Source organism: Actinoplanes sichuanensis (assembly GCF_033097365.1).
GTDB lineage: Bacteria > Actinomycetota > Actinomycetes > Mycobacteriales > Micromonosporaceae > Actinoplanes > Actinoplanes sichuanensis.
Genome location: NZ_AP028461.1, coordinates 9966628 through 9988658, shown reverse-complemented (window position 1 = coordinate 9988658; position 22031 = coordinate 9966628). Strand labels below are relative to the sequence as shown.

Annotated in this window: 16 protein-coding genes and 1 tRNA gene; 7 read left to right on the top strand and 10 right to left on the bottom strand. The window is 69.7% G+C overall.

Features of this window, described 5'->3' with window-relative positions:
• Positions 1-4: 4 nt before the first annotated feature.
• Positions 5-1405, bottom strand: a complete 1401-nt coding sequence (locus Q0Z83_RS45840; RefSeq protein ID WP_317789829.1) for a trypsin-like serine peptidase — start codon at positions 1403-1405, stop codon at positions 5-7.
• Positions 1406-1495: 90 nt separating this feature from the next.
• On the opposite strand from Q0Z83_RS45840, the gene Q0Z83_RS45835 reads away from it, so the two are divergent.
• On the top strand, positions 1496-2713 hold the full coding sequence (locus Q0Z83_RS45835; RefSeq protein ID WP_317789828.1) for a DUF4032 domain-containing protein: 1218 nt from the start codon (positions 1496-1498) through the stop codon (positions 2711-2713).
• On the opposite strand, the gene Q0Z83_RS45830 is transcribed toward Q0Z83_RS45835, so the two are convergent.
• Entirely contained in the window at positions 2696-4456 is a 1761-nt protein-coding gene (locus Q0Z83_RS45830) for an NAD-binding protein (protein ID WP_317789827.1), read from the bottom strand. The two genes, Q0Z83_RS45835 and Q0Z83_RS45830, sit on opposite strands and share 18 nt — an antisense overlap.
• A gap of 117 nt (positions 4457-4573) precedes the next feature.
• On the opposite strand from Q0Z83_RS45830, the gene Q0Z83_RS45825 reads away from it, so the two are divergent.
• On the top strand, positions 4574-4933 hold the full coding sequence (locus Q0Z83_RS45825) for a hypothetical protein (protein WP_317789826.1): 360 nt from the start codon (positions 4574-4576) through the stop codon (positions 4931-4933).
• 15 nt (positions 4934-4948) lie between these two features.
• Here the strand turns inward: Q0Z83_RS45825 and Q0Z83_RS45820 are convergent, their stop codons facing one another.
• Positions 4949-5368: a GNAT family N-acetyltransferase gene (locus Q0Z83_RS45820; RefSeq protein WP_317789824.1), complete on the bottom strand. Its 420-nt coding sequence runs from the start codon at positions 5366-5368 to the stop codon at positions 4949-4951.
• Positions 5369-5502: 134 nt separating this feature from the next.
• Between Q0Z83_RS45820 and Q0Z83_RS45815 the strand changes: the two genes are divergently transcribed.
• Entirely contained in the window at positions 5503-7101 is a 1599-nt protein-coding gene (locus Q0Z83_RS45815; protein WP_317789823.1) for an outer membrane protein assembly factor BamB family protein, read from the top strand.
• Between the two features lie 52 nt (positions 7102-7153).
• Here the strand turns inward: Q0Z83_RS45815 and Q0Z83_RS45810 are convergent, their stop codons facing one another.
• Entirely contained in the window at positions 7154-8242 is a 1089-nt protein-coding gene (locus Q0Z83_RS45810) for an ABC transporter ATP-binding protein (RefSeq protein ID WP_317789822.1), read from the bottom strand.
• A gap of 137 nt (positions 8243-8379) precedes the next feature.
• Between Q0Z83_RS45810 and Q0Z83_RS45805 the strand changes: the two genes are divergently transcribed.
• Positions 8380-8456 (top strand) — tRNA-Thr (locus Q0Z83_RS45805).
• A gap of 51 nt (positions 8457-8507) precedes the next feature.
• Here the strand turns inward: Q0Z83_RS45805 and Q0Z83_RS45800 are convergent.
• The 4 genes from Q0Z83_RS45800 to Q0Z83_RS45785 all read right to left on the bottom strand — a co-directional run bounded on the left by Q0Z83_RS45800 (position 8508) and on the right by Q0Z83_RS45785 (position 16930).
• The gene (locus tag Q0Z83_RS45800) at positions 8508-8984 is read right to left on the bottom strand and encodes a hypothetical protein (protein ID WP_317789821.1); all 477 of its coding nucleotides are present in this window, start codon (positions 8982-8984) and stop codon (positions 8508-8510) included.
• 4 nt (positions 8985-8988) lie between these two features.
• Complete coding sequence (locus tag Q0Z83_RS45795; protein ID WP_317789820.1) at positions 8989-13179, bottom strand: ALF repeat-containing protein; 4191 nt, start codon at positions 13177-13179, stop codon at positions 8989-8991.
• Positions 13176-14192, bottom strand: coding sequence for a hypothetical protein (locus tag Q0Z83_RS45790; protein ID WP_317789819.1), 1017 nt, complete (start codon positions 14190-14192; stop codon positions 13176-13178). Before Q0Z83_RS45790 ends, Q0Z83_RS45795 begins: the two co-directional genes overlap by 4 nt.
• 122 nt (positions 14193-14314) lie before the next feature.
• Complete coding sequence (locus Q0Z83_RS45785) at positions 14315-16930, bottom strand: RICIN domain-containing protein (RefSeq protein WP_317789818.1); 2616 nt, start codon at positions 16928-16930, stop codon at positions 14315-14317.
• Positions 16931-17304: 374 nt separating this feature from the next.
• Between Q0Z83_RS45785 and Q0Z83_RS45780 the strand changes: the two genes are divergently transcribed.
• From Q0Z83_RS45780 to Q0Z83_RS45770, 3 genes are all read left to right on the top strand, one after another.
• On the top strand, positions 17305-17706 hold the full coding sequence (locus tag Q0Z83_RS45780; protein WP_317789816.1) for a hypothetical protein: 402 nt from the start codon (positions 17305-17307) through the stop codon (positions 17704-17706).
• A gap of 75 nt (positions 17707-17781) precedes the next feature.
• Positions 17782-18219, top strand: a complete 438-nt coding sequence (locus tag Q0Z83_RS45775) for a hypothetical protein (protein ID WP_317789815.1) — start codon at positions 17782-17784, stop codon at positions 18217-18219.
• 86 nt (positions 18220-18305) lie between these two features.
• Positions 18306-19427, top strand: coding sequence for a PQQ-binding-like beta-propeller repeat protein (locus Q0Z83_RS45770; RefSeq protein WP_317789814.1), 1122 nt, complete (start codon positions 18306-18308; stop codon positions 19425-19427).
• Positions 19428-19430: 3 nt separating this feature from the next.
• Here Q0Z83_RS45770 and rlmB read toward each other — a convergent pair whose 3' ends face one another.
• The gene (rlmB, locus tag Q0Z83_RS45765; RefSeq protein ID WP_317789813.1) at positions 19431-20558 is read right to left on the bottom strand and encodes a 23S rRNA (guanosine(2251)-2'-O)-methyltransferase RlmB; all 1128 of its coding nucleotides are present in this window, start codon (positions 20556-20558) and stop codon (positions 19431-19433) included.
• Positions 20558-21973: a cysteine--tRNA ligase gene (gene cysS / locus Q0Z83_RS45760; RefSeq protein ID WP_317789812.1), complete on the bottom strand. Its 1416-nt coding sequence runs from the start codon at positions 21971-21973 to the stop codon at positions 20558-20560. The genes rlmB and cysS overlap by 1 nt, the downstream gene beginning before the upstream one ends.
• Positions 21974-22031: the final 58 nt, after the last annotated feature.

The window sequence follows — 22031 nt, the reverse complement described above, 5'->3', positions numbered from 1 at the left end:
AAACCTAGAGGTACGCGCGCAACCTCCCGGCCAGCAGATCACCCCGGACCCCGGAGTTGGGGCATCCGCCGAAGTGATGCAGGGCCACCACCTTGTTGGTGGCCCGGGAGATCACCGGCGATCCGGAGGAGCCGCCCGCGGTGTCACAGAAGTACGAGACGTCGGAATGCGCCGTGTACCCGGTGTAGTCGGGATTGTCGACGGCACAGTTGCCGGCCGCCTCGCCCTGGCTGCCGGCGATCCGGGCCGGCTCACCGGCCGGGTGCTGCGGCACGTAGAGCTCCTGTCCCCGTTTGGGCCGCGCGGTGTCCAGCACCAGGAAGCCGAACTTCTCGATCGACGCGAAACCGTCCACGCTGAACAGCGTGTAGTCGTAGGTCTTGTCGGTGGCCAGCACCTTGTCGCCCCAGACCTTGGTCGGCTTGAACACGTCGTACCCACCACACTTGGCGCACTGGTAGTTGAACCACACCTCGGTGTCGTACGCCTCGTCGGACGAGGTCAGGCAGTGGTTGTTGGTGATCATGCGGTTCTTGGCGCCGACCCGCCAGGCGGTGCACAGCTCGGTCCCGTTGATCAGCAGTCGGGCGATCGCCTTCGACTTGGTGTAGGCGACCGGGTCGCTCGACTCGTAGCAGACCGCATCGGTCGACGTGTCGGTGCCGCAGACCGACTCCTCCCGGCCCGGACCGGCGGGGCCGGGAACCGCCGCTCCGGCGCCCGAGCCGCCCGACTCACGCTTGTCCCCACGGGCCACCCGGTCGATGTCGACGCCCAGGTCGGCGAGGACCGCACTGCTGAGCGACTCGGTCCGCCGGTGCACCTCGACGACCGCGGTGTCGCCGGTGATCGACATGGCCCACCGGCCGTCGGTGTCGGCCTCGTACCGGTACGACTCGGTGCCGGACGGGTTGGACACGGTCACGTAGTCGCCGACGGGCACGGCGATCTTCTCGAAGTGCACCTTCACGTAGGAGGCACCGGGGTACGACAGCTCCTGCCGGGCCGGGCCGGCCTGATAGCCGAGCAACTCGTCGACGCGATGCAGGGAGCCGATCCGCTCCCGCCCGGAGGTCGGCGCATCGGTCGACTCGAGCCGCCGGTCCTGTACGTGGGTGGGGGTCGGTGCCGCCGGGGACGGCACGGACGACTGCCCGAGGGGAGCCGAGGTGGCCGAAGTGGACGGTGTGGCGACAGTGGTTCGCGGGACTCGTGGGGCGGCGACACCCGGAACGGCACCGCGCTCCGCCACCGGAGTCGGCGCCACGGCCGGCGGTGGCTCGTACCATCCGGCCGGTTCGTCGTCGTCCTGCGCCGAGGCCACCGCGCCGGCCACTCCGGCCAAAGCCAGGGCGGCGCATGTTCCGATGACGATGCCGATGTTGCGGCCTGTCTTGCGTCGCATGCCACTCCCGTTACGTCGTGGGCCGTTTCGCACCTGTGTAACGAGCCACGTGCGGGCACGACGCGCCGCACGAACCGGCACACTTGGTCCGTGCGCATCACCTCAGCCGTCGTCGACCCCGCGCTCCTGGACCTGCCGTGGCACATCCCACTGGAGGAGTGGCCCGCGGATCACCTGGTCGCGCTGCCGCAGGGCATTTCGCGGCACATCGTCCGGTTCGTCAAGCTGAACGGCGTGGTCTACGCCATGAAGGAGACTCGGGAGCGGATCGCCGAGAAGGAGTACGACCTGCTCCGCGCCCTGGAACGGATCGACTTCCCGGCCGTCGAGGCGGTCGCCATCGCCACCGACCGGCAGACGCTCGACGGTGAACCGCTGGAGACCGTCCTGGTCACCAGGCATCTGCAGTTCTCGTTGCCGTACCGTGCGCTGTTCTCCCGCGTGCTCCGCCCGGACACGATGAACCGTCTCCTCGACGCTCTCGCCGCGCTGATCGTGCGAATGCATCTGACCGGTTTCTCGTGGGGTGACTGCTCGCTGTCGAACACGCTGTTCCGGCGGGACGCGGGCGCCTTCGCGGCGTATCTGGTCGACGCCGAGACCGGCAACCTGTACCCGAAACTGTCCGAGGGGCAGCGCAGTGAGGACATCGAGATCCTCCGGCTGAACATCTTCGGCGAGTGCCTGGACCTGCAGGCCGCCGAGCTGTTGCACGAGTCGATCGACCCGGAGACGGTGGTCGACGACATCGTGGCGCGTTACGAGCGGCTGTGGCACGAGGTCACCTACGAGCAGGAGGTGTCCAAGGACGCACGGCATCACATCGAGCGACGGATCCGGCGGCTCAACGAGATGGGCTTCGACATCGCCGAGGTGTCGATGTCCACCGTGGACGGCGGCTACCTGGTCCGGCCCAAGGTGGTCGACGCCGGCTATCACACTCGCCGGCTGATGCGCCTGACCGGCCTGGACGCCGAGGAGAACCAGGCCCGCCAGCTGCTCAACGACCTGGACGCCCACCGCGCGGAGAGTCACCTGAAAGACGAGCAGCAGGCCGCGCACCGCTGGCTGACCGAGGTGTTCGAGCCGGTGGTCCGGGCGGTTCCGGCCCCGCTGCGGCGCAAGCTGGAGCCGCAGGAGGTGTTCTCGCAGATCATCCAGCACAAGTGGCTGCTCTCCGAGAAGGCCGGGCGGGACGTCGGGATGGGCCCGGCGGTGCAGAGCTACCTGTCCGACGTGCTGGTCAACAAGCCTGACGAGCAGGCCGTGCTGGGTGTCGAGGCCGAGGAGCTAAGCGGTTCGCTGTAGTGGCGGGCTGGCCAGCTCGACCAGGGCCCGCAGGCCGCCGCGCCGGGCCACCACCAGGATCCGGTCACCCTCGGCCAGCACCCGCCGGCGGTCGGGCACCCAGTCGACCCACTCCTGGCCGGCCGACGACATGCCGAGCACCCGCGCCTCGCCCGGGTGGTCGGCGTGCTCCAGCGGCGCGCCGTCCAGAGGGGACAGTGCCGCGACGGTGACCGTGGCGACCAGCACCGAGTGCCTGTCGACCGGGATGGTGGCGTGCACGTCGCGCTCCAGGAGGGCGGCCGCGAAGACCGGCGCGCAGATCCGGGAGACGCTGCGTGAGGTGTTGATCTGGAAGGCCGTCTCGACCCGCTGCGCGAAGTCGTCGTCGAAGAGCCGCAGCACCACCCGCAGATCCGGGCGGGCCACCCGGGACTGGAGCGCCGCCTGGAGGTTCACCGTGTCGTCGGTGGAGAGCACGACCAGGGCCCGGCAGGTGTCGATCGAGGCGGCCCGCAGGGTGGCCTCGGCGGCGGCGTCTCCCACGATCACCGGCACGCCACGGCGCTGGGCGCTCTTCACCCCTCGGGCGTCGGCGACACGGTCGATCGCCACCACCCGTACGCCCAGGTCGGTGAGCTGACGCAGCACCTGGGTGCCGACGTTGCCGAGGCCGACGAGCACGATGTGGTCGCTGATCTCGCCGTGCACCCGGCCCTGGCTGAGGGCGAGGCGCGCGTTGACCATGCCGTCCACCACGGCCGCGGTGATCAGCGGGATCAACGCGAGGCCGGCGATCGTCAGCACCAGCTGCGCGGCCTGGGCAACCGGTTCGCGGCCGATCTCCACATCGGACGAGCCGACCGCGGTCAGCAGCGTCATGTAGATCGATTCCCAGAGGCCGTGCGGGGAACCGTCGAACTCGGCCAGCACCAGCCCGGCGACGAGCGTGGTGGCCAGGGTGATCAGCACGGCGATGCCGAGTTTGCGGCTCAGCGCGGCGCGCAGCGCGTTACCGATCGCGCGACCCGGCCGTCGGCGCCGCCCGGCCCGGCTCAGCAGCCGACGGGTCACATCCTCGCCGGCCGGGCGCCCGACCGCTTCGGCCAGCACCAGATCGGCCGGCTTCGCCGCGCCCGGCGCCGGCTCCGCGGGCAGCACGCTCACCTCGCCCTCACCGTCACCGTTGGTCAGGGTCAGGATCACCGATCGATCTGGTACGTCTCCCCGGTGCGCGACGTACAGGGTCCGGCCGGCGCGCCGGAAATGAGTCGGAGCGACCTCGCCGAGCGCCGCCGCCACGAACGCCGGTGCGGCCATCTCGGCGTCGGACAGCACCGCGCAGTCCGGGAACAGCCGGACCACGCTCTGCCCCAGTCCGGTGTTGAACATCCGCACCACCACCCGCAGGTTCTCCTCGACCTCGCGGGCGCAGAGCGCGGCGTGCAGGTTGACCATGTCGTCCGGCATGACCAGGGCGAGCGCCGAGGATCCGGTGAGCCCGGCGTCGCGGAAGGTGCGCTCGTCCAGCCGGTCGGCCTTGAGCCAGACCACGTCGCGGTCGGCGAGCTGTGCCAGGTCGGGAACGTCGGCCCGGATCCGGTGTGGGGTGATCACCGTGATCCGGATCCGGTGGCGGGAGTTGGCCAGTTCCTCGGCCAGGGTGTACACCAGCGCATCGGCGCCGCAGAGCACCAGGTGAGGCCGGGTGTCCTCGTCGGACTCGGTGCGGGTGTGGTTCTTCTCGGATGGCACGGCACTCACGTTCACGAATCGTAGTCAGCCGGAACCCCCTCGTGGGGCCGCTCGTTGCCCCATCCGACAGCTATGTCCGACATGGTGGGTATCGACACGATCCACCGCTGACCGGGAGTAAGTTCAGTGCGTAAGTTGTGGTGCTTCGGAGCGATCGCGAGCGGAATCCTGCTCTTCGGAGGCGCGCCCGCCTTGGCCGGTGACACCTCGGGAGCAGGGCTCGGTGCCGCCCGGATGATGCCGGACGACGGCTCCACACCGACCCCCGTGCCGACCGCGGGGATCGCGTCCGTCTCCGCTCCGCCGCCGGCCGACGACCCGGCCCCGGCCGCACCCACACCGTCGGTGTCCGCTCCGGCGTTCGCCGCCGAACCGAAAGCGGCCCGGCACCGGCCGAAGGCTCCCGCCCTCCCGGCCCTGCACGACCCCCGCCTGCTCGAAGAGCCGGTGGACGGTTTCGTCAACCGGGAGAAGTGGAGGCGCTGAGGGGAGCGCCGGGTCTCAGTCTTTCGCCAGGTCCCAGCTGAGCAGGGTGAACGTCATCTCCTCGTCGGCACCGGCCCGGCGATAGGTGGCCAGAGCCGCCTTGTTGTCCGATTCGGCGGCCACCCACATGCCGTAACAACCGTTCTTGCGGGCGATCGCGGCCAGCGCGTCGACGAGCGCCGTGCCGACACCCTGGAGCCGGGCGACCGGGGCGACGCCGAGCTCGTAGATCAGCATCTCGGTGCCCTTGTCCGGATGGGTGGTCTCCACGCCGGTGATCATGCCGACCGGGCGGTCCGCGTCGTCATAGGCGAGCAGCAGGTGGTGGGTGGGCTCGCTGAGGAAGCGGCGGGTCACCGAATCGATGGGCGGCGCGTCGAAGAGATCGGCCGCTCGATGGACGTCGGCCTCCGCGGTGACTCGTTCGATGCGCATGACGCCACGATAGCCACGGATGAATCACGACTCAGCACTCGTCTTTCCGACGGCGCCACGGATGATCGCCAGGCCTATCGTCGATGCCCAGGTCGGTACCATGACGGGCCGGTACGGCGGAGAAGGGCGGGAACATGGCGGGTCCGGGTCCGGACGACGAGACGCAGCCGGCCGAGGCGGACGCGACGGAGGTGCGCTTCTCCACCGGCGTCTCCGAGGCGGCCACCCCGACACCGACGCCGGTCACCGTTCCGGCGACCGCTCCGGACGGTCAGACCTACGCCGAGCCGGTCGACCCGTGGGCCACCGCCGAGGCCGCCGCCATCGCCGCGGGTGGCCAGCCCGGCGGTTACACCCCGCATCCGCATCCGGAGGGCACCTGGACCGTGCCGGGCGCCGTCGAGCCGACCGTCTCGTCCCGGCGCCGGCTCGGACTGATCATCGGCGGGGCGGCCACCGCGGTGGTCGTCGTCGTGGCCGCCGTCGCGACGGTGCTGCTCTGGCCGAAGTTCCCGGCTCTCGACTACCACTCGCTGCGCGAGGTGGGACGGGTCACGCCGGAGCCGGCGTTCACGTCGACGTTCATCGACAGCGAGGTGTACGGCGATCGGGCGTTCTTCGCCGGCGTCACCGAGGCGGGACCGCTGCACACGGTGGCCGTCGACACCGGGAACGGCAAGACCCTCTGGCAGAACGACAACGCGGGTACGGCGTACACCTGGAAATGGATGTATGCCCGCGAGTCGGTGGTGGTCTTCTTCTCCGGCGTCGATCCCACCACCAGCCGCAGCCGGGTGGTGGCGCTGAGCAGCGACGACGGCCGAGTGGTCTGGGACGAGCAGCTCGGCGCCTCGGACGAGCTGTACCTGGCGTCCGACGTCGTGCTCTGGGTGAACCGGGAGGCCGAGAAGCTGACCGGCCTCGACATGACCGACGGGACGGTGAAGTGGTCGACCGACGACCCGGACGGCACCGCCCTGCTGCTGGTCACCGGCCCGGACGACGTCACCGGGCCGGCCGGCGCCGGTGGGCGGCCGCTCACCCCGGCGTCCGGCGACAAGCAGCGGTTCGTGCAGATCGACTCCGACCGCACGGTCTCGGTCCGTGACGTACACACCGGCGACGTGCTGCAGACACGCGCCGAGGTGGCCTCCACCAGCGACAAGGTCGCGGCCCACGACGGCCGGCTGTACGTTCTGGAGCCCGGCACCACCAAACGCGTCTTCCGGTACGACCTGGCCAAGCTCGCGGACACTCAGCCGGAAGCGGTCTACACGGTCGCGGCCGACGAGAACGTCGACGAGCTGACCCCGTGCGGCAACCTGCTCTGTTTCGTCGCGACGGCCGGCTACGACCACAAATCCGACGTGGTCCGGGCGGTCGGCGGCGAAGGCGCCTGGGAGAAGGCCGTGCCGGGGGTCGAGGACCTGGTGGCGGTCGGCAGCAACGGCCTGCTCGCGATCAGCGACGAGGGCACCACACTGTTCGTCGGCGGGAAGCAGGCGTGGTACCGGCTCGGAGTCACGGTCCGGCTCGACGCCCGTAACGTGCTCAGCTTCTCCGGCGCCCTGACCAGCTCGGTCAGCGACCGCGAGCTGTCCGGGACACACCTCGGCGAGGAATCGGTGAACCTCGGCGTGATGCCGAAGGTCCGCTCCGACAGCTGCGCCTGGAACACCTCGGTGGTGGTGTGCGCCGCCGAGAAGGACTACGTCGTTTACTCGTTCGCCTGATACGACAACGGCCCCCCTCTACCCGAGGGGGGCCGTTGTCGACTGATCAGCTTCAGATGCGGAAGCCGGAGCCCGCGTTGAAGACGTGCAGCGCGTTGGTCTGCGGACGGATGTAGACCGTCTCGCCCATGTGCGGCATGTTGCGGCGCTCGGTACGGACCACGAACCGCTCCGAACCGCCGGGCAGGTCGGCGTGACCGTAGACGTTGGCGTCCGAACCGAGGTCCTCGACCAGGTCGACGACGATCGGCAGGGCCTCGGCGGACTCGCCGACGACCTCGGCCGCCTCCGGGCGGAAGCCGACGGTCACCTTGCCGTCGCCACCCTCGCGGGCCGCGGCCACCTGCTCCCGGGTGAGCGGGATGTTCAGCGCGCCGAAGTGGGCACCGGTCTCGTTCAGCGGAACGGTCTTGATGTTCATGGCCGGGGAGCCCATGAAGCCGGCGACGAAGACGTTGCCGGGGGTGTCGTAGAGCGCCCGCGGGGTGTCCACCTGCTGCAGCACACCGTCCAGCATGACCGCGACCCGGTGACCCATGGTCATGGCCTCGACCTGGTCGTGGGTGACGTAGACGGTGGTGACGCCGAGCTTCGCCTGCAGCGAGGCGATCTGCGAACGGGTCTGCACACGGAGCTTGGCGTCGAGGTTCGACAGCGGCTCGTCCATGAGGAAGACCTGCGGCTGACGCACGATCGCGCGGCCCATGGCGACACGCTGACGCTGACCACCGGAAAGCGCCTTCGGCTTACGCGACAGGTACTCCTCGAGCTGGAGCAGGGCCGCGGCCTCCTTGACGGCGCGGTCGATCTCCGCCTTCGGGGTCTTGCGCAGCTTCAGGGCGAACGCCATGTTCTCGTACACCGTCATGTGCGGGTAGAGAGCGTAGTTCTGGAACACCATCGCGATGTCCCGCGACTTCGGCGGGAGGTGCGTGACGTCCTTGTCGTTGATGAGGATGCGGCCGCGGTCCACGTCCTCCAGGCCCGCGAGCATGCGCAGGCTGGTGGACTTACCACAACCGGAGGGGCCGACCAGGACGAGGAACTCTCCGTCGCCGATCTCGAGGTTCAGCTCGTTGACCGCGGGGCGCTCGGAGCCCGGGTAGATCCGGGAGGCCTTGTCATAGGTAACGGTAGCCATGGTGAAGCGACTTCCTTTCCACCGGCAGGAACGTGCCGGACGATCCGAGTAGAAGGAACAGCCCCGCCACCGTATTTGTTTTCTTCCGACCTGCCAAGATGGCGACCGCATCACAGGACGTTATGATGATGCGCATCGCCCTTGTAGCTCAGTCGGCTAGAGCACGCGTCTTGTAAACGCGAGGTCGTCGGTTCGATTCCGACCGGGGGCTCCACGGCCGGCCGGGTGATGTCGTCACCCGGCCGGCACGCTTCGTTCTCCGGTCCTATCGGCGCTGTACCGCCTCGATGAATCGATGCACGGTGGCCGAATCGCTCGGCACGATCCGAGTCGAGATGTCGCTACCCCGCTCGATGTCCAGGCGCACGCTGCTGTGCTCCCACACGTTGCTGGAGCTGAACGTCTCGGCGTAGGTGCCGCCGCCGCGGGAGGCGTCCCATTCCCGCAGGACACCCACCGGCCGGTCGGTCGGATCGTCGTCCTGCACCAGGATCGAGTAGCGGAAGTCGATCCCCCGCTCCCGGCGGTTCCGAATGCGGGCAGCCGTCTTCGGCGTGATCGACTCGACCCGGTACGGAACCTCGCCGGCACTGATCTGATCGAGCAGTCGTGTCACGACCCAGGCGGCGTCTTCGTTGAGCCGCGTGACTCCGTAGGGTCCGGCACCCGGCACCACCTGAATGACGGTGATCGGATCCTTGACGTCGTGCTGGTCGTCGATGACGGCGAGATACTGGTTCACCCGATCACCTTCCCAGGGGCAGGTTCAGGTCGGCCGCCCCGGGCGGCGGCGTGACGTGCGACCACATCCCCACGGAGATCTCCTCGGCCGCCTTCTGCGTCAACTCCAACTCCCCCACCTTCCCGTCCGTCTTGGGGAGGCGGGTCAACTCGAAGAAGTAGTGCTCGGCCTTGTTGATCCAGAAGCTGTCCGGCGTGTGGAACTGCAATTCGAACAGGTGGCCGGTCTCGCCGTCACGCCAGGTGAGGTTGAGGCCCCGATAGTTGCCCATCCCCCCGGCCCACCCGTTCTTGACCTTGACCAGCTCGTATCCCTGCGCCTTCAGGACGCGGACGCTGTCCTGCACACCGGCGATGTAACGCGTCCCCTCGAAAAGAGCGGTGTACCGGATGTTGTCGCCGATGCCGTCGACCAGTTCGGCCGGAGTCAGGTCAGGCTTGTTTTTGCGATCACCGGCCAGCTTCCGCTTCAGGGAGTCGGCTCCCTTCAAACGGAAAGCGTGGCCCTCCCGAGTCGCACCCGGAACCTTTTGAAGCAGCTCCTGGATCCGGAAAGTCAGGCTCCGGGGTCCGCCCGGGACTCCCGCTTCGACCCTCCTCGCGGCTTCCAGCGCCGCGTCGGCCGCCTCGTTGTCCGCCCGGTTCAGGGTGAGGGGGATGTCGTTCTCGATGTTGTACCAGCTGCCGTCGGGCTGGGTGCCGTTACAGGGTATGGCCGCCATCGCGGCGGCCCGGGCCGCCGCGAGCACCCGGCAGGTGGGCGGCGTCTCGGGCAGGTCGACGTCGTGCCCGGGCTTGAGCACGAGATCCCGGATCTTGACGATCCCGTTCTCGATGGAGATCAGACCGCCGTCGAAGTGGACGACCGAACCCTCGAAGCCACCGGCCGGCCCGTCGAGCCGGGCGGTCGTGGAATCGACCCGGTACACCTTGTCGTCGATGAGGGCGATCGCCTCGTCGAACTTGGCGACACCGTTCTCCAGCCGCAGGCCGGCACCGGTGATCTTGGCGATCCGGCCGGTCGGCGCGCCCGGCACGTCGGCGACCCGTACGGCGAACCGCTCGATCCGGCCGAGACCGCTGGAGATCTTGGTGACGCTCAGGCGCAACAGGTTGCTGAGCGCGCCGACCGTCTTGGTGAGCGCCCCGCTGACCTGGCCCACGCCGGGCAGCGCGAACGAGCCGACGTCGAACAGGGTCAGGCCGAACGCCTTACCCGGGTTCTCCCGCCACTCGGTGATGTGGATCAGCTCGAGCGGATGGTCGCGGAGCATCGCCGGCATCTGCCGGAAGCCCTCGACGGTCTTGCCGCAGTTCTCCTTGAAGTAGTCGCCGCTGAACCCGACGACGATCCAACTGCCACAGTCGGCGAGCGACTTGAGGCCCTTGACGAGGTTCTTCGCGCCCTCGACCAGACCCGCGCCGGTCTGGATGAAGAACTCCTGCACCTTGTCGCCGTTGGCCTGCGCCTCGTCACAGGCGGCTTTGTCACCGGTGTAACAGTCGGCCAGCAGGGCGATGTGGTTCTTGCTGGCGTCCAGCGCCGTCCGCAGGTGCGGCTGAACCAGATTCCACAGCTTCTTGCAGGCGTCCGCCATCGCGACCTGGCACTTGAGGTAGTTGAGGATCCCCTCCTCGACCCGGTCCTCGAACTCCTGCTGCTCGCGGAGGATCGCGTCCTGCCGGGCCTTCTCGTCCTGGATGCCCTTGAGGGCGTCGGCGAGCTTCTTGGCCTGCGTGTGGATGCCCGCGGTGGCGGTCTTGGCCCACGCGTACGCCCGGTCGATGCTCGCCGAAGCCCGGCCCGCGCCGGCCGCCGCGAGACTGGCGGTCTGCGCCGCGTTGTCGGCGACGCCGGCCTCCCGCTGCGCCACCAACTCCCACCGGGTGGCCGACTGGGCAGCCGTCGTGGCGTTGTTCGCGTCGTTGGTGGCGGCGACCGCGGCCTCGTAGGCCTTGTTGGCCGCGCCGATCGCCACCTTCGCCGAGTCGACGGCGCGCGCCACCGACTCGTACGCCGGCTTGATGTCGTCGACCGCGTCCCGGGCCTGCGCGTTGGCGTGTGCCGCCGCCGCCTCGGCCTCGGTGGCCCGTTTCGCGGCCGCCGCGGACTGCTCCTGTGCCAGCACGAGCGCTTCGGACGAGACCGTCAGCGCGGCTCGCGCGTCGGCGTTGACCGCGGCGAACCGTGTGGCGATGTAGGCGGCGGTACCGGCCCGGTCGATGGTGAGCTGGGCCAGCGCGGCGGCGCTGCCGGAGGCGTTGCCGGCGATGTCCGCCTGCACGATGGCCTGCCCGGCCTCCCGGACCGCGGCGATGGCCTCGTCCTGGACCCGCTCCGCGTCGACCCGGGCGAGTTCGGCGGCGTGCACACTGCCCACCGCCGCCTGGCCGGCCTTGTCGGAGGCACGCCGGGCGGTCAGTGCGTTCTGCTGTGCCGCCTTCGCCGCGTTCCGGGCCTGCTTGGCCGCGGCGCCGGCCTTCTCCGCCTCGTCACGGGCCGCGTCCGCCGCCGCTCGTGCCCGGTCCGCCCAGGCCTGCGCCGCGTGGAAGGCGTCGCGGGCCCGGTCGGCCTGGATCTTCAGATCGCGGGTGGCCTCATCGGCGTCCTGCCCGGCCGCCTCAGCCTCGGCCCGCGCTTTCGCCAGCGCCGCGGTGACCGCGTTGTACTCCTCCTCCGCGGCGTAGCACCGGTTGGTGGCGGCGGAGAGTTCCTCCCCGGCCCGGTTGAGCCGGTCGATCGCCCCGGACTCCCGCTGGACTGCGTCGTTCGCCTCGATCTGGGCCGCGGAGGCGATCTGGGCCTGGGCGACCGCGTTGTCGGAGGCCCGCTGCGCCTCGGCCCGCAGCTTCTTCGCGTTGTCCGCGTGTCCGCGGGCGTCGGTGGCGGCGGCCTCGGCGATCCCGCGCTGGTCCTTGGCTCGTTTGGCCGCCGCCTCGGCGATCTTCTGCTGCTGTCTGGCGACGAGGGCCTGGTCGGCGGCCACCTTCTCCTGGTGCCGGGTCTCGGCCAGCCAGCGGGCCGCGTTGTTCGCGCGCAGCGTCGCGTTCTGGTCGGCGTCCAGCGCCAGGCTGTCGGCGAGCGTCGCGGTGACCGCCGCGGAGGCGGTCGCGGCGGCGTGTGCGGCCGCCTGTGCGGAGAACCCGACCGAGACGGTGACCTGCGCCCAGTCCTGTCCGTGCGCCTGCCCCGACTCGGTCAGGTCGTTCGCGGCCACCTGTACCCGGGCCAGGACCGCGTTCATCTGCAAAGCGGTCCGGCTCGCCCGGTCGGCCTGGGCGATCGCGTCGGCCTTGTGCGCCTCCAGCAGGGCGGTGCGGCCCCGGCCACCGCTCGGGCGCAGCACGCGGTCCTGCTCGAAGACCTGCTCCGCGGCGTTGGCCGCGGCCGCCGCCTGCCGCATGGCGAGCAGCGCGTCCTCGAGGTACCGCAGGCCGTCGATGTTGGCGGCGATGATCTCGGCTCGGGCCCGGGCGCCGGCCGCCGCCGCGCTCGCACCGGCGGTGAGGTCGTCCAGCGTCTGGTTGCGCTGCTCGATGGCGATCCGGACGCGCTCGCGGTTGTCCCAGTCGGTCCGGTTGGCGGCGGCGTAGCCGACGGAGTAGAAGTCGGCGATCACCGCCGCGTCGCCGGAGGCCAGGGCCGTGCTGCCCTCGGCGACGACCGTCGGACCGCCGATCGTGATCATCAGCTCGACGCGCTGGTAGATGCGTTCCCGTTCGACGGCGGTGTCACCGACCGGGTGGTCCAGCCGGTCGGCGATCTCGTAGCCGTACGCCACGAACTCGCTGATGGCGTAGTCACCACCGGCGAGAGCCAGGTTGGCGGCCTTCTTGACGTTCGTCCCACCGCTGGTGGCCCACGTCTTGACCTGGTTCTTATCCCGGGTCTTGCGCTGGGTCGCGGCAAGTCGGGCCTTCGCCCAGCCGGTCTCCACGAAGTCCGCGACGGCCTGGTCGGTGCGGGCCGCCAGCGCCGCCTCGGCCGCGGCCCGGACCTCGGGTTCAGCCGCGTAGAGGGCGATGTCGGCGACGCTGTCGCGGTACCAGTCCGCCTCCTCCTCGGTCCAGTCGACGGTGCTCGCCACGACCGCCGCGGGCTTCGGCACGGCATGTGCCGGTACGGTGACGACCGTTCCGGTCAGGGCCAAGCCGAGGACCGCGGTCAGGGCGAGGCGCAGGGCCGACCGCCTCATCGGTCGCCCGCCTCGTCCTCGGCCAGACGGGCCCAGGCCGCGGACTGCTGCTCGGCCCAGCGCACCGCGTCCTGCCAGGCGGCCGCGTTGGTACCGGCCCGGGTGATCACGGCGGCCCAGTCCTGCTCGGTGGTGGCACCGGCGGCGTATTCGGCCACCGCGGCCCACCGTTGCGCCTGCGCGGCGGCACGGTCCCGTTCGGCCGCCCAGTTCACGCTGGTGCCGGTGGCCGAGGCGGCCACCGCACGCCAGGCGGCGACGGTCTCGGCGTGCAGCTTCTCCGCGGCCTCGCCACTCGCCGCGGCCTCGGCCGCCTCCGCGTCGAGGGCCGCCTGCCGCGCCCGGGCCAGCGCCGCGGTGCCCTTCAGGTCCAGGTCGCTGATCGCGAGCCGGTACGCCTCGTCGTCCAGCCGCGCGCCGGCGGCCCAGTAGTACTTGAAGAAGTCGGCGATGTCCGCGTCCTCGCCACCGATGATCGCCGCTTTCGCCGCCTGGCCGACGTGCGACTCCGGATCGGCCGCGGCGATGGCGGCCACGAAATCACGGTCCGCCTGGGCCTGCTGCGCGACCTCCTCGTCGTGCTGGTGCTGACCGGACTCGTCCAGTTCACGCGCGATGGCCAGGCCGGTCCGGACGAACTCGTCCTTCTCGTCGTGCGTCGCCCTCAGGGCACGTTCACACCCCAGGTGTACGGCCGAGTCCGCGGGCGAGATGCGAAGCCAGTAGTTGATCTCCGCGATGTTGGCGCGCTCGAAGGCGGCGGCGCGGTTGATGGCCGCGTTCAGACCGGTACGTAGGAACTTGGTGACGGCGTCGGGGTCGCGCTGATCGTTCAACGCGACGGCTGCGGCGTTGCGGACCTCCCAGCGACCGTCGGACATGGCCCGCCACTGGACCCGGTCCCGGTCGGCCTGGGTGGCGACCGCGAACGCCGGTGTCTGCGCGAGAACAAGGGCGAGAGTGGATGCCAGTACGACCAGCAGTCTCCGGCCCCGGCTGTTGATCTTCAACACGAAGTGCCTCCAAACGGCACGCTGGAATGGCGGCCGGCGTATGCCGAGCCGACGAAGGTTTCGAGGTGGATCGCATGGCCGGTGGTGGGCGGCGCCATCCGGGCCGCCCACCACCGGAGCGGTCAGAAACCGCTGCTGTTGATCTCAGTCGCGGCCGAGGGGGCCGCGCTCATGAATCGGACGGCCTTGGCGTTGGTACCCGTGGCGGTCGTGTCGACCTGCGCGTACTTCTTCGTCGCCTTGGATTGCAGAACCTCGATCACCGAACTGCTCTGGAGGGACGCCCGCTGTTGCAGGATGAACCGTTCCGCGTTCGCCGCCGACGCCTGGTCGGCGATCAACAGGCCACTGGGGGTGACATTCGTCGCCTCCCGCACGTAGGCGTTCTTCGCGACGTTGCGTAGCGTCACTTCCATCTGGGTGTTCGTCGGCATGGCGACCACGCAGTACTGGAAGTTGGCATCGGTGGTCCGGCCCGTCGCGTCTGCCCTGACCAGACCCTTCTTCGTGTTCGCGGCATCGGCCCGCCAGAAGGGCTGGGTCGCCGCCGGGTTCCAGATGTAGAGGGTCCACTTGGTGTTCGTGCACGCCGGCTGGAAGGCCACCGCCGTACCGGAGAAGCTGGTCAGGGGCTTGCCGGACGACGGCCAGATCGGCGCCGGCTGGGTCGCTCCCTCGGATACCGGCTCCAGAATCCACTGCTGCCCGGGCGCTGCGGAGTAGTCCAGGCCCTTGGTCAGCGTGCCGTTGGCAGTTCCACCGTTCTGCACACCCAGATACGCTCCGCTCTGCGTGTGCCGCAGGTAGGAACCGGTGGACTTCTGGAACATGATCTGCCACGAGGTCGTGTTCTTGACACCGCAGCTCACCTGCTCAACGGATCCCTTGTTGACCACCGAGGCCCAGAACGAGAGCTCGCGAACGCAGTACCCGGAGGCCCGGTTGCGCAGTTCGAACTGAGTCTCGGCCCGCTGGATCACGTCCCAGATCTGCTCGGTGCCACTGCCGCAGTCACGCAGCTCCATGTCAGCCCCGCCCGCCAGAGCGCCGGAGCCGGCCGTGCCGAGTGCGCCGACCGGTCGCAGGCAGCGGCCGGACTGCACGCCCTTGATCCGGAACGAGCCGACCGGCGGCTTGCTGGCGGCCGCCTGGTGTGCGGGGTCGATCAACCGCCACTGCTGACTGGCGAGGTGCCCGTTGGGGTTCTGCACCATGTTCAGCGCACCGGGCGTGCTGCCTGCCACGGCGGTGATCACCTTGTTGTTGGTGACGTTTCGGATCTCGACATTGCCCTGACCACTGTCGAGCAACTCCCAGACCGTGGCCGCCGTGAGCGCGGGTGCGTTGCCGCACGGAAAGGCGGTGATCGGAGCGCCGTCCTGGGAGACCTTCGACGTCTGCGGGAAGAGGCACGCCTGCTCGTGTTCGTTGATGAGCTTGTAGCGTCCGGTGGTGGTGTCCGGCGTCAAGGTCCAACGCTGGGACACATTGCCCTCGTTGCACGGCTCCACGCGGGCGTTGACCTCGAGGTCGTTGTGGAAGTAGAGCTCCACCCACGAGACCGGCTCGGCGATGCAGCCGTTGTAGCCGACCGCCTGGATCATGACGACCTTGTCGGGCGACGGCCGCACGTAGTCGGCCTGACGAGCAGTGTCATGGCCGCCCAGCAGGAAGAGGCTGCGGTCCAGGGCCGGCCCCTCCAGCGCCTTCTTGGCCGCCGCCACGGTCACGGGCTTGAAGCCGTCCGCCTCGGCGGCGTACATGATGTCGCGGACCTTGACCTCGTTGGCCCGCGCATCGGCCAGGTCACGCTCGTCGAGGTCGACCCGGTTGGCGAGGTGGACGCCGGTGAAGACGAACGCGCGCCACGCCGATTCCTCGGTGTCGGCGTAGACGACCGTCGCGTCGGACTTGACCTTGCGGCCGGTGCTCTCCGAGGCGAACAGGTAGATGAGTTCGCGCAGTTCGAGGTCATCGAGTTCGTACGGCGTGGCCGACCGCTTGAGCGCGGTGGCGATCGCCTTCTCCTTGGCCGACCGCAGCGCCGCCGCCTCCCGGGCCGCCACCTCTTCGGCGTTGCCGTTGGCGATCTCGTTCTGCCGGTCGGTCTCGGCCTTCTCGAACAGGGCGTTCTGCAGGAAGTCGAGGCGCTGCTCGTCGGTGGCGTCGACGACGGTCAGGGGCTCGGCCGCCGCCTTGACCTCCGGCCAGGTCGCCGCCTTACGCCAGAGCGCCAGCATGAAGTTCTGCAGCGTCTGGTCCAGCATCGTGTTGCGCTCGGTGTTGTTGGCCGGCACCCAGTTGATCTCCTGGGCGGCCCGCAAGCGCATCGTGTCGAGTTCGGCCTTGCGGGCCTTGAGCGCCGCATCCCGATCGTTCGCCGTGAAGATTCCGGTCCGGACGAACTCGGCGGAGGCGGCCTCCGCGTCGGTGGCGTCGCTGAAGGCGGCCAGCGCCGCCGCCTTCACCGAGGGGTTGTGCTTCTCCGAGGCCTTCTCCCACAGCACCGTGACGAAGTCGCGGTCGGAGAGCGTGACCTCTTCGCGGGGCACCCAGCCCAGGACGGCTGCCGCCCGATACTTCTCGTCGATCGAGGTCTCGGCGGCCTGCGCCGGCACGGCCCGCGCCGCGGCCGGCGGGCTCGCCATCGCCCCGACCGGAACAGCCACTCCACTGCTGACGGTCACCGCCACGAAGGCAGCGATCAGCACCCGCAGGCGTACGCGCCTGCGTCCCATTTCCGACATACGTCCCCCGTTGTCGAAGATCCGAATTTTCAGTTGTACGCACTACTCGGACATAGAAGTGCGACTTGTGTCGATCCGACGACGGGCGCCACAGTATCAGCTTCCTTCGATGCGTACCGACCCCCCGCCGCTCGGCCCCCGTCACCCGGCGGGGTTCTTCACTTTTCCGCGCTGAAATCGATGCCGAAAACAACAGATCCGCAAACAATGCGAACGCGCGAATAAGACCTTCGGCCCCGTCCTTTACCGGCAGCTCGTCTCATGTATGTTCGGTAATGCCTGCGGGAAGACACGATCCTTTCCGTACGGCCGTCCATCATGCCGCGGGAGATCCCCGGGCTTTCATGGAAGGGACACCGAACAAAATGCGTTCCATCACACGTGGCGCCGCCCTGCTCGCCGCCGTGGCGACCGTGCTCACTCCGGCCGCCGCGCAGGCCGCGCCGGCGATCGACGACACCGGCCTCATGGGCACCTACGGCTTCGGCCGGGCAGCTGTCATCGGGGCCGCCGGACTGGAGTCCGGAGCCTGGTCGGCATACGCCGTACGCTCGGGATACGCCGGTGACGACCTGATCGTCAGCCACCCGCCGCGCACCTCTCCGCTGGCCTCCGAGACGGTCGTCTACACCGCCGCCTTCAACGAGGTGGCCGACCCGCAGGCCGAGTGCCGAAAGGTCGGCGCGGCCGGCGTCGCACAGCGGGCCTGGGTCTCGTTCCGCTGCCGGACCGGATTCGTGCCGAGCTACACACTGCTCGTGCGCTGATCGTTCGCGCGCCTTCTCCTCATTTCATTCGTTGTTGTCTCGACGTATACCCTCGACACAATTGAGGACCATTCAATGAAATCGTTCGCCAGCCGCACCCTGACCATTCTCGCCGGTGTCGGATCGGTCGTCACTCTGGCCGCCGCGCCCGCTCTCGCCGCGGACGACACCTTCGAGTTGGCCGTCGGAAAGGCCAGCGCCTATGGCACGTACGACCGGATGATGAGCGTTCCGGAACGCCCGGTTCCGCCGGTCGCGGTCAACGGCACCCTGGCCGTCAACGGTCGCAACAGGTGCGCGGTCGTCCAGATCGCCTACAACGGCCCGGCCGACGGCATCGAGTGGCGCACCCTGAACAGCCTCTGCAGGCCCGGGAAGACCAACTTCGCGGCCCGTTCCGAATTCCTGTGGGGTGGCGGCCACCCGGAGGTCCGCCTGTGCACTGGCATCACGGTGGCGCGCGCCGAACAGGGCCGCAACTGCGCCGTGTTCACCCCCGCCGCAAACCTCTGATCAGCGGTTCTTCCGCCGCCCGGACCGTCGACCGGGCGGCGGGGGAACGGCCCATCATCGATCCCGCCCCCGCTCGTTGATCTTGTGTGAACCTCTTCCTGATAGCCGCGTTCACCGCGGCACTCAGTCTGCCCACCCCACCCGCACCGGCTCCGGCAGCCGTCTCGGAGTGGAACCAGACCGGGTACGGCCCGGGCCTGACCTTCTACAACCCGCACGAGACGGCACTGACCCCGGAGTCGGTCGCCGCGATCACCAAGCGCTGGGAGATTCCCACTCACGGCGCCCCGGAGTGCGAGGTCGGGCGGGAGCCGCTGGCCGGCGACGGCAACGTCTACACGAGTGACCCGGGCGGGATCGGCGCGTACGACCCGGCGACCGGTGCCCGCCGCTGGCACATGGCCCTGGAACGCCGCGGCGTCACCCGGATGGCCCTGTCCGGGGGCGTCCTGGCCATGCTCTCCTACGCCTGCGACAACCAGCACAGCTTCCTGGGCGCCTACCAGGCCACGACGGGTGCCCGGATCTGGGAGATCCCGCTGGGCGTGCCCGCCCAGGACATGATCGTGGACCGGGGTGTCGTCGTGGTGGACAGCCGCCCCGATTTCGAGACGTCCACGATCGCGCACCGGCTGACCACCGGCGCCCGCATGTGGAAACTCTTCGGCACCCGAGGCGACGGCCTGTTGTCGGCGCAGGGACGGATCCTGCTGCGCACCGAGGGCGAGGGTTCCCGGGCGGTCGACGTCAAAACCGGATCGACGATCTGGCAGACCCCGGAGGATTGGTACGCCGTAGGCAGCAACCCGACCGGTTCACGGTTCTACGTCGGCGGCCGGAACGGCGGACTCACCGCGATCGACTCGGCCAACGGGAACAAGGCCTGGGAGTCGAACTGGCCGGCCCCGTCGGTGACCGCCGACGACGAGCGGGTCTACTTCCCACGCCACCGCAGTGTCATCTGCCTGGACGCGAAGACCGGTCAGAGATTGTGGTCGGTGCACCTGCCGGACGGTGCGGGACAGCCGGTCCGGGCCGGAGCACTGCTCTACAGCCCGTCCGGCATGGGGTCGCCGCTGTCGATCGCCGACGCGACGACCGGCCGGGTCCTCAAGGGCGGCATGCCGAGCAGTCAGAACTATCCACTGGCGGTGGCAGGCGGCCGCCTCTTCCTCACGGACGGCAACCGCCTGCGCGCCTACTTCTGAGAATCAGCCCTGGTGGCGGCGGCGGCTCACCTCAGCGAGAGTGACCGCTGCCGCCACGCTGGCGTTCAGCGACTCCACGTCGGAGGCCATCGGGATGCTCACCCGCAGGTCACACGTCTCACCGACCAGGCGGGACAGGCCGCGGCCCTCGGAGCCGACGACCACGATCAGCGGACCGACGGCGGCCTCCAGCTCGTACAGCCCGGTCTCGCCGTCGGCGTCCAGGCCGATCGCGGTGAAGCCCGCCTTCTGCGCCGACTTGATCGCCCGGGTCAGGTTGACCACCTGGGAGACCGGGACACGGGCGGCCGCGCCGGCGCTGGTACGCCAGGCGGTCGCGGTGATGCCGGCGGCCCGGCGCTCGGTCATGAAGACACCGTGCCCACCGAACGCGGCCACCGACCGGATCACCGCGCCCACGTTGCGCGGGTCGGTGATGCCGTCCAGCGCGACCAGCAGCGGAGCGGTCTGCTCCAGCGCGGCGGCGACCAGGTCGTCGAAGTTCTCATACGCGAACGGCGGCACCTGCAGGCCGATGCCCTGGTGCAGCACACCACCGGTCATCCGGTCGAGCTCGTTGCGGCTGATCTCCAGGATCGGGATGCCACGGTCGCCGGAGGTACGGACGATCTCGGTCACCCGGTCGTCGATGTCGATGCCCTGCGCCACGTAGAGCGCGGTGGCCGGCACCAGCGCACGCAGCGCCTCGACCACCGGGTTACGGCCGAGCAGCAGCTCGGGGCCCTCTTTGGTGGGGTTGGACCGGCGGCCCGGAGCGATCCGAGGACCACGCGGCCCGCCGCCCCGGACACTGCCGCGGGTCGACTGGGTCCGGGTGATACCGGGAGCCCGGCCACCGCTACGGCCCCAGGTGGTGTCCTTGGTACCCGGCTGGCCGATCTTGGGCGTGCGGCCCTCGGCGGCCGCGGCCCGGCGCTCCTTGTCCTGCTTGCGGGCGGTCTTCTCGGGCAGCTTCTCGGTGCCCGAGTAGCCCTTGTGCCACGGGCGCTCGTCGGCCGGCAGGGTCTTCCCGCGGCCCTTGAGCCCGGCGCGGTTCTTACCGCCCGAGCCCATCGAGGCGCCCTTCTTCGAGGTGGTGCGTTTGCTGGCGTTGAACGAGTTGCCCGCCATCAGTGCTGTTCTCCTACCGTCCATCGCGGCCCGGCCGGAGTGTCCTCCACCTGAATACCCGCGTTCTTGAGCTGGTCGCGCACCGAGTCGGCGGCCGCCCAGTCCTTACGTGCGCGGGCCTGGGCCCGCTGTTCCAATGCCAGCGCGACGAGCGAGTCGACCACCGGTTTCAGGTCGTTGCCGCCCTCGCCGCCGTCCCACTTCTCGTCGAACGGGTCGAGGCCGAGGACACCGAGCATGGCCCGGACCGCGGTGAGCGCGCCCCGGATGGCGGCCTCGTCGGAGGCGGCCAGCGCGGTGTTGCCCTCACGCACGGTGTCGTGCACGATCGCCAGCGCGGCCGAGGTGTTCAGATCGTCATTCATCGCGTCGGCGAAGGCGGGCGGCACCTGCTTGGGCCGGCCCGGCCCGACGATCTCGGCGGCCCGCTGCACGAAGCCCTCGATCCGCCGGTACGCGACAGCGGCCTCACGCAGTGCCTCGTCGGAGTAGTCGATCCGGGAGCGGTAGTGCGGGCTGCCCAGGTAGTAGCGCAGCTCGACCGGACGGATCCCGGACTCGACGAGCGAGGCCAGGTCGATCACGTTGCCCAACGACTTGCTCATCTTGGAGTCACCCAGGTTGAGCAGGGCGTGATGCACCCAGAAGCGGGAGAAACCGAGACCGGCCGCCTTGGACTGGGCCACCTCGTTCTCGTGGTGCGGGAACGTCAGGTCCAGGCCGCCGCCGTGGATGTCGAACTCGTCGCCGAGGTAGCGCCGAGCCATCGCCGAGCACTCGATGTGCCAGCCGGGACGGCCCTTGCCCCAGGGCGACGGCCAGTACGCGTCACGGGGCTCGTCCGCCTTCACACCCTTCCACAGGGCGAAGTCACGGTGGTCACGCTTGTCGCGCACCGGGGCGTCGCCGGCGCCGAGCATGTCCTCCGGCTTCTGCCCGGAGAGAGCGCCGTACTCCCGATACGACAGCACGTCGAAGTAGACGTCGGCGCAGTCACCGGCGGCCGCATAGGCGTGTCCGCGGTCGATCAGCTCCTGGATCAGCTCGTGCATCTCGGTGATGTGCCCGGTGGCCAGCGGCTCGTAGGTGGGCGGCAGCACGTTGAGCGCGGAGTAGTCACGGTCCAGGTGGAGACGGTTCTCGTAGGCGATGGCCCAGAACGGCCGGCCCTGCTCGGTCGCCTTCTGCAGGATCTTGTCGTCCACGTCGGTGACGTTGCGGACGAACGTGACCTCCAGGCCGGTGTGCAGCAGCCATCGGCGCAGCACGTCGTAGTTGACGGCGGAGCGAAGGTGCCCGATGTGTGGTGCGGATTGCACGGTGACGCCACACAGGTAGATCCCCACCTGACCGGGCGTCATCGGGACGAAGTCCCGGACCGATCGGGTCGCGGTGTCATACAAGCGCAGAGTCACCGTACAAGGGTACCGGCCTGTACGACGGAGGAGCGCCCCGCCCGTGCGGCACGGGCGG

Coding starts and splice junctions, on each gene's coding strand:
- Q0Z83_RS45840 (WP_317789829.1), bottom strand. CDS start 1,405: ATGCGACGCAAGACAGGCCGCAACATCGGCATCGTCATCGGAACATGC.
- Q0Z83_RS45820 (WP_317789824.1), bottom strand. CDS start 5,368: ATGCGCATCGAACGAGTCACCGCGGAGGCCGACGTCCATCGAGCGGCC.
- Q0Z83_RS45815 (WP_317789823.1), top strand. CDS start 5,503: ATGGCGGGTCCGGGTCCGGACGACGAGACGCAGCCGGCCGAGGCGGAC.
- Q0Z83_RS45810 (WP_317789822.1), bottom strand. CDS start 8,242: ATGGCTACCGTTACCTATGACAAGGCCTCCCGGATCTACCCGGGCTCC.
- Q0Z83_RS45795 (WP_317789820.1), bottom strand. CDS start 13,179: ATGAGGCGGTCGGCCCTGCGCCTCGCCCTGACCGCGGTCCTCGGCTTG.
- Q0Z83_RS45785 (WP_317789818.1), bottom strand. CDS start 16,930: ATGGGACGCAGGCGCGTACGCCTGCGGGTGCTGATCGCTGCCTTCGTG.
- Q0Z83_RS45780 (WP_317789816.1), top strand. CDS start 17,305: ATGCGTTCCATCACACGTGGCGCCGCCCTGCTCGCCGCCGTGGCGACC.
- Q0Z83_RS45775 (WP_317789815.1), top strand. CDS start 17,782: ATGAAATCGTTCGCCAGCCGCACCCTGACCATTCTCGCCGGTGTCGGA.
- rlmB (WP_317789813.1), bottom strand. CDS start 20,558: ATGGCGGGCAACTCGTTCAACGCCAGCAAACGCACCACCTCGAAGAAG.